At 37.0% G+C, this 7,662-nt stretch carries 6 protein-coding genes and 1 pseudogene; 6 read left to right on the top strand and 1 reads right to left on the bottom strand.

From position 1 onward, the window contains the following. Positions 1–6: 6 nt before the first annotated feature. Both HZF24_RS19465 and HZF24_RS18500 read left to right on the top strand, forming a co-directional pair. Positions 7–156 carry a hypothetical protein gene (locus tag HZF24_RS19465; RefSeq protein ID WP_407695764.1) on the top strand — a complete coding sequence of 50 codons (150 nt, stop codon included), beginning with the start codon at positions 7–9 and terminating at the stop codon, positions 154–156. Further along, positions 125–1,531, top strand: a pseudogene (locus HZF24_RS18500) (BCCT family transporter); the annotation flags it as partial. The gene HZF24_RS19465 and the pseudogene HZF24_RS18500, both read left to right, overlap by 32 nt. A gap of 93 nt (positions 1,532–1,624) precedes the next feature. On the opposite strand, the gene HZF24_RS18495 reads toward HZF24_RS18500, so the two are convergent. Continuing rightward, positions 1,625–2,980 carry a sigma-54 interaction domain-containing protein gene (locus tag HZF24_RS18495; protein ID WP_179239860.1) on the bottom strand — a complete coding sequence of 452 codons (1,356 nt, stop codon included), beginning with the start codon at positions 2,978–2,980 and terminating at the stop codon, positions 1,625–1,627. Positions 2,981–3,228: 248 nt separating this feature from the next. On the opposite strand from HZF24_RS18495, the gene HZF24_RS18490 reads away from it, so the two are divergent. From HZF24_RS18490 to HZF24_RS18475, 4 genes are read left to right on the top strand one after another with little or no spacing between them, the layout of a single operon-like run. Further along, a complete protein-coding gene (locus HZF24_RS18490) occupies positions 3,229–4,347 on the top strand; it encodes a mandelate racemase/muconate lactonizing enzyme family protein (RefSeq protein WP_179239859.1) in 1,119 nt (372 codons plus the stop codon). Positions 4,348–4,368: 21 nt separating this feature from the next. Next, positions 4,369–5,886 carry a BCCT family transporter gene (locus HZF24_RS18485; protein WP_179239858.1) on the top strand — a complete coding sequence of 506 codons (1,518 nt, stop codon included), beginning with the start codon at positions 4,369–4,371 and terminating at the stop codon, positions 5,884–5,886. Beyond that, positions 5,879–6,229 (top strand): UxaA family hydrolase, encoded by a 351-nt coding sequence (locus tag HZF24_RS18480; protein WP_179239857.1) that lies wholly within the window; start codon positions 5,879–5,881, stop codon positions 6,227–6,229. Before HZF24_RS18485 ends, HZF24_RS18480 begins: the two co-directional genes overlap by 8 nt. After that, positions 6,219–7,388 carry a UxaA family hydrolase gene (locus HZF24_RS18475; protein WP_179239856.1) on the top strand — a complete coding sequence of 390 codons (1,170 nt, stop codon included), beginning with the start codon at positions 6,219–6,221 and terminating at the stop codon, positions 7,386–7,388. Before HZF24_RS18480 ends, HZF24_RS18475 begins: the two co-directional genes overlap by 11 nt. The last annotated feature ends 274 nt before the right edge of the window (positions 7,389–7,662 follow it).

Raw genomic sequence — 7,662 nt, 5'->3', positions numbered from 1 at the left:
AGAGAGTTGTTTGAAAAGCTGCTGTCCGAAAAAAGAGGCAACAAAGTTTCTGTTAAAGTTCCTGCAAAAGGCGATAAGAGTATGCTTATAAAAATGATTAAGAAAAATGCCCTTGAGATATTAGAAAAAGGAAGGAAAATTCGGATCACTTCATGATTATTTCTACAGCACGGTAGGAACGGGAACCACACAGGCAGAAGCTGTAAGAATGGCTAAGGAAATGATCGAAAAATTGAAAGAGGATAAGGTTGACGGAGTTATAATGACATCAACCTGAGGCACCTGTACACGTTGCGGTGCAACGATAGTAAAAGAAGTAGAAAGAGCAGGTATGGGTATTGGATTAGTATTCTGGGGAATGGCAGAGCCTGTATCACACTTCGTATCTCCTATGGCAGGCATAGAGCCCGGAAGCAGTGAAGCACTAAGCTTTTCTATGAGAGCTTCATTCATGCACTGGGGATTCCATCCTTGGGCAAACTATGCTATTATAGGTCTTGCGTTGGCATATTTCCAATTCAGAAAGAATAAACCGGGATTGATCAGCAGTATATTTATACCGTTGCTTGGGGAGGAAAAGGTAAAAGGTCCCATAGGTAAACTGATAGACATACTTGCTGTATTTGCAACAATTGCCGGAGTGGCAACATCACTTGGACTTGGCACACTACAAATTAATAGCGGACTTAATTATCTTTTCAATATTCCTGAAACTACCATGATTCAACTTAGTATAATTGTGGTTATTACAATTATTTATATCTGGACTGCGGTAAGTGGTATAGATAAAGGAATAAAGCTATTGGGAGATATAAATCTTTACTTGGCATTTGGACTGTTGGCATTATCATTTATAGTCGGACCTTCATTAAAGATGATAAATGTGTTTACAAATAGTTTGGGAGAATATCTAAATGGATTTATTCAGAACAGTCTGCGTATTGATGCTTTTGGGGATAACGGCTGGATAAACGGCTGGACTATATTTTACTGGGCATGGTGGATTGCATGGGCACCATTTGTGGGAACATTTATAGCACGTATATCAAAAGGAAGAACCATAAAACAATTTGTTATAGGGGTAATAGTAGCGCCTGCTGTTGCATCACTTATCTGGTTCTCAATATTTGGAACAATGGGATTAAATTTAGGTGAAACGCTTGGAGTTGAGGGATTGGCTTCAGCTGCCAGCAATCCGTCAACAGCCGTATTTCAGGTATTTAATTATTATCCTTTAGGGACTATATTATCCCTGATAACAATTGTGCTTTTGTGCACATTCTTTGTTACATCTGCAAATTCGGCTACATTTGTAATGGGAATGTTTACCTCTCACGGAGATTTAAATCCGACAAACAAGAAGAAATTTTTGTGGGGTGTAGTGCAGGCTTTATTTGCAGCGGCATTATTGTTATCAGGAGGATTAAATGCGTTACAGACAGCTTCTATAGCTGCCGCCTTCCCGTTTATTTTTATAATGCTATTTGCAATAGTTTCAATGATGAAGGCATTAAGAGAAGAGAAGCAATAATAAAGCAAATATCTGTGAAATATGTCCGGATATAGCAAAATATAATTGAAAAAGGAGCCTTAAGATTGCAAGATTTATCTTAAGGCTCCTTCGCTATTTATTTTTTATATATTTTCTTATCAGATTATTTGCCTTAGTCTGGCTTACCGACAAATATTCGGCTACTTTTCTTGAAGAGCCGCATACCATATACGCCTCCTTTACCAAATTGCTTTCATATAAATCCATTTTTTCCTGATAGGTCATTCCCTCTACATCAGAGCTTGGCTCTTCGATAATTCCGAAGATATTTTTTGGAAGGCTGGAAACACCAACTTGGTTTCCATCGGTTGTTACCACTAATCTTTCAACCATGTGGAGGAGCTCTCTTACATTACCGGGCCAATCATAATCAACAAGAGCAGAAATAACCTGCGGAGTAAAGCCTTTGCTTAGATTGTACTTATTGTTGAAATTATTTAAGAATTCATCAATTAAATCCGGAATATCCACTTTTCTGTTCCTAAGTGCAGGTATAGCAATTTCTATAATGTTTAATCTATAGTATAAATCCTCTCTGAACTGCCCTATTGATACCAGATTTTTAAGATTTTTATTAGTCGCAGCAATAATTCTTACATTTACTTTTTTAGGAACACTGCCGCCAATTGGAATATAAGTCTGCTCCTGCAATACATGAAGCATTTTTGCCTGAGCAGACATGGATAATTCGGATATTTCATCTAATAGCAGGGTTCCGCCGTTTGCAGCTTCAAACAATCCCTTTTTTCCGCTTGAATTTGCACCGGTAAATGCTCCCTTAACGTAGCCAAACAGCTCTGATTCAACCAACTCCTGCGGAAGACTGGCACAATTTATACTAATATAAGGCTGCTCCTTACGCTTGCTCAATGAATGAATGTATCGTGCTAACATAGTTTTGCCTGTACCTGATTCACCGGTAAGTATACATGTGACATCAATTTGGCTTAAGCGCTCAGCCATATCAACAGTAATCTTCATTTCCCTGCTGTTGGCTAAAGGAATTAAATTTTGGTTCAGTTCATTTTTGCAGGAAATATAATTAGGGTTATAGAGTTCAATTTGATTCAAATCATCACGTACATTCATTGCGACATATTTAATTTGATTTTTTTCGTCAAAAATAGGTACTGCAATAGTTAACAGCTCGTGACCGGTAAAGGTTCTTTGCTTTATAGCATAAGGCTTCTTTTCTTTATATACAACCGGAAGAATGGAGGGGCTCCACCAGTCCTTATGTATAAAATCAAAAAAGGATTTTCCTATCATATCATCAGATTCGCACGAATAATGCCTGAGACATGCTTGGTTTATATATACGATTGTATAATTATTATCATATATAAGTATTTCATCATAAAGGGCGTCAATTATTTTGATAAGCTCTTTATCAGACAGTCCATACGTAAAGTTTGCAGCATTTATCATTAGTAACACCTTCCTTTTATAATTGATTATACTATAATAGTGATTTTATTTCAACTCATTTTTATATAATAAACACTTAAAAAAGAGTTGTTTTTAACTCGCGAATTATACAAAACGGTTTAAACCCTTGATTATTTCTTAACATTTATAGTTGGCACTAATTTTGCTATATGTATATTAACGGCCGTTAAATTAAAAATAAATCAAGTACTGATGAATAGGTATTTGATTTAAAGAGGAGGAAAAGAATGAAAATTACTGATATTGAGGTAATAGTCCTGAGAGTACCCGGTATTGATGATCCTTGCGAATGGGGAGAGGATGCTGTTATTGTGAAGGTTTACACAGACGGAGATATTGTTGGCATTGGTGAAAGCGATACCTCTCCAATGGTTGCAAAAGCAGCTATTCTTGCACCGGAAACAAATCTTTATTGCAGTGGATTGAAAAGGCTTTTAATAGGAGAAAATCCATTAGAAATTCAAAGGTTATGGGATAAAATGTATTGGTCATCCAACTATATGGGAAGAAGAGGTGCAGGAATTCATGCAATTAGTGCCATAGATATAGCATTATGGGATATTGCCTCCCAATATTATCAGGTTCCTATTTATATGCTGCTTGGAGGAAAGTATCGTAACAGGATTAAGGCATATGGAACATTTATACCTGCCGACAAACCGGAGGATAACAGGGAAATTGCTGTAAAGCTGAAAGAACAAGGATATACGAGCTTGAAATTTGGCGGAGGAATTTTAGGTGATGATCCTGATGTAGATATAGAGATTATAAGAAATGTCAGGGAAGCAGTTGGTGATTCGTTTGAATTGGAAATAGATATTGCTACAAAATGGAGAACATACGGTCATGCGGCTTCTATGTTCAAAAGCTTGGAGAAATACAACCTGAACTGGATTGAAGAGCCTATTCTGGCGGATGATGAAAAGGGATATGCAAAATTATCAGGTATTACATCAGCCAAAATAGCAGGCGGAGAGTCATTGACAACTCGCTTTGAATTTAATAGTTTCTTGAAAAATGCACAGCCTGATATTGTACAGCCTGACATTACAAGATGCGGCGGTATAAGTGAAATGAGAAAAATTTATGATCTGGCTCAAATGAATGGAACGAGATTGATTCCTCACGGCTTCAGTACGGGTATTTTACTTGCGGCGACGGTACAGTTTTTAGCAGCAACCGAACATGGTGATTTGATGGAATATTCCCAAAGCCAAAGTCCTCTTTTCAGAGATTTGGTCAAGAATAAAATTCCTTTTGAAGACGGATATGTTAATGTACCTGACTGCATAGGTCTCGGTGTGGAAATAGATGAAGAGTTGCTTAACAAATATAGAATTGATTAGTGCTATTGAGGAGGAAATAAAATGACTAAAAGATTAGATAAATTATTGATTGGAGCAAGCTTGATTTTAGTATTTACAGTGGTAGGCTTTTTATATTTAATGCCGGAAGCGTCACAACAGACGGCAAATAATATTTTTGCGTTAATGACCGATGCCTTCGGATCCTTCACGCTTATATTTACTTTTTTCGGTATTTTATTGTTAGTATTTATTGCATTCAGTAAATTTGGAAAAATCAAACTCGGTGAAGGTAATCCAGAGTATTCTACATTTAAATGGATATCTATGATGATATGCTGCGGTTTAGGTTCGGCAACGGTGTATTGGGCATTTGTTGAGTGGGCTTACTATATCGGTACTCCGGGTTTAGGTATCGAGGCATCTTCACAGTTAGCATATGAAATGAGTGTGCCGTATACAATGTTCCACTGGGGAATCAGTGCATGGACATTATATGCCTTAGCGGGATTGCCGATAGCTTATCACTTTCATGTCAGAAAAAATAAGGGTCTGAGCATGAGCGGAGTTGTAAGCGCAATGACGGGAATTAAATCGGACGGAATAATCGGCAGAATAATAGATGTTTTATTTATTTTTATTTGCTTCGGAGGCTTAAGCATCACATTAGGAGTTTCGGTTCCCATGGTTACTGAAATATTTAGCAGCGTTGTCGGAATAGAACCTACATTCACGATTAATTTACTCATTATTGTAGTTTTATCCGTAATATATTCGCTAAGCTCCTATATAGGTATTCAAAAAGGTATGTCTAAAATTTCGGACTGGAATATTAAATTAGTTATTGTATTTTGTATAGGTGTAGTACTGTGCGGACCGACACTTTTTATTATTAATAATACTACTCAGTCTTTAGGGCTTATGTTCCAAAATTTTATACACATGAGCTTATTTACAGACCCTATCGGAAATTCAGGGTTCCCGGACGCGTGGACTATTTTTTACTGGCTATATTGGGTAACATATGCTCCTTTTACCGGAATTTTCATTGCCAAGGTATCAAAGGGAAGAACAATAAGATCTGTAGTTGCAAATACATTGCTGAGCGGCAGCGCGGGATGCTTTATGTTCTTTGGTGTTTTAGGAAGTCTGTCACTGAAGAGGCAGCTTGACGGTGCTGTTGATATGGTTGGAATGCTTGCAGATGGCAGCTCAAATGCTGCTATAGTAGAGGTTTTAAGAACATTGCCTATGGGATCAATATTTATGATTATTTTCTGTATTGTATCATTATTATTTTTGGCAACAACTTTAGACGGCGCGGCATTTACTATGGCCACAACTTCAACTAAAGGACTGAAAAATAATGAAGAACCGAACCCGATGCTCAGACTTTTCTGGTGCATTATGCTTTCGTTGGTTCCGTTAACCATGATATTAATAAATGCAGATTTAAACACTATTAAGACCTGTGCAATAATCACAGCCGTTCCGATTATATTTATTATGATTATAATGCTGATAGGATGGGTTAAATGGATGATAAAGGATTTCAGCGGAAAAGAGGTTATAAATGAGTAGATTTATGAAGATGGAAAGAGAGGATACTGTTGCTACTGCTTTAGAAAAAACAAGTAAGGGTGAAGCTGCGGAAATTCATGATACGAATAACAATAAAATATATAGTATAATTGCAAAGGAGGATATTCCTTACGGTAATAAGATTGCTTTGGTTGATATGAAAAAAGGAAGCAATGTAATAAAATACGGAGGTAACACAGGTGAATGTACACAAGATATAAAAACGGGATATCTTGTTCATGTTCATAACGTTAAAAGCTACAGCGTTAATATCCCGAATTCAATTATAGAAGAAATTAAACGTCAAATGAATATCAGAGGAGAAGAAAAAAATGATATTTAAGGGATACAGAAGAGAAGACGGTAAAGTCGGAATCAGAAATAAAATACTTGTTATAGCAGTTGACGAATGCTGTGAAGGAATTGTAAGGGCAATAGCCAAAGAAAACGAGGATGCTGTTGTTCTGACAAATTGGTATACTTGCATGCTCGGAGGCAATGAAGAAACATTTAATCAAATGATTGCGGTTGCACAAAATCCAAATGTTGCAGGAGTAATTGTAGTAGCGATGGGATGCGGAAGTATACAGCCTGAACAGATCGGAAATGAAATATCGGGAAAGCCGGTAAGGCTGATGACATGTGAAAAAGTCGGAGGTACTCGTAAAAGCATAGCTGCTGGAATTGAAATGCTTAAAGAAATTGAGTCGCATATAAGCGGCTTAAAGCGTGAGGATTGTAATATAAGTGAATTGGTTATAGGAATCAAGTGCGGCGGAAGTGATACAAGCTCCGGAATTGCATCAAATCCAAGTGTAGGAAAAGCTGCTGATAAGCTTGTTGATTTAGGCTCGACGTGTATAGGCGGTGAATTGTTTGAGCTGATCGGCTGCGAAGATATTCTTAAAAGCAGAGCAGTATCGGAGCATGTTGCAGAAAAAATTGTTACGCTGATAAATAATGAAAAGACAAGATGGGGAGTTCCCGGAGCTGATGTGGAAACCATGAGTGTCGGCAATTGTGTCGGAGGATTGACCACCATAGAAGAAAAATCTTTAGGAGCTTTACACAAGATGGGTACCAAGCCAATTCAAGATGTGCTGCAAATCAATAAATACGGAGTGGAACGCCCCGGTGAACATGGATTTTATTTATCCGAGGCCACGATGCTTTGTGGGGGAGCCGGAGTTAATTACGCTTCTTACGGTGCTCACATTATATTATGGACAACAGGAGCTGCAGGGTTTAATAATTCGATTGTACCGGTTATCCGCGTCAGCGGGAATCAATCAATAATTAATGAGGATATTGATATTGACGCAACCGGTATTATGAATGGAAGCGAAGGTATTGACGAAGTATCGGACAGAATTGTTGAGAAGGTCGTTTCCGTTGCGGGAGGAACACTTACACAGGTTGAAGGTGTCGGAGATGCAACAATGACATTGTATCAAAAAGATCAGCGTGTTGAATCTATGCTAAACTTAAATTGCATAAAGTGATAATTGATAACAACATTTGAAGATAAAAAATTTATACTAATATAAAACAAACAGTATTCGGCATTTCGACTTGTTGAATACTGTTTGTTTGCTTAAAACAAAAAATTAATATTAAAATTAATACAAAATTAATTTTATATTATGTTAATATTAAGATAATCATGGTATAATATATGTTATAATTACAGGGAGATACTATGTTTGATATACAGGAAGAATTGAAAAAAGTACCGGACAACCCCGGTGTTTATCAAATGAAAAATGAGTTTGGCGA

The organism is Sedimentibacter hydroxybenzoicus DSM 7310 (assembly GCF_013403245.1).
Taxonomy (GTDB): domain Bacteria; phylum Bacillota; class Clostridia; order Tissierellales; family Sedimentibacteraceae; genus Sedimentibacter; species Sedimentibacter hydroxybenzoicus.
The sequence above is the reverse complement of the archived record's forward strand: the minus strand, read 5'-3'. Positions and strand labels throughout refer to the sequence as shown.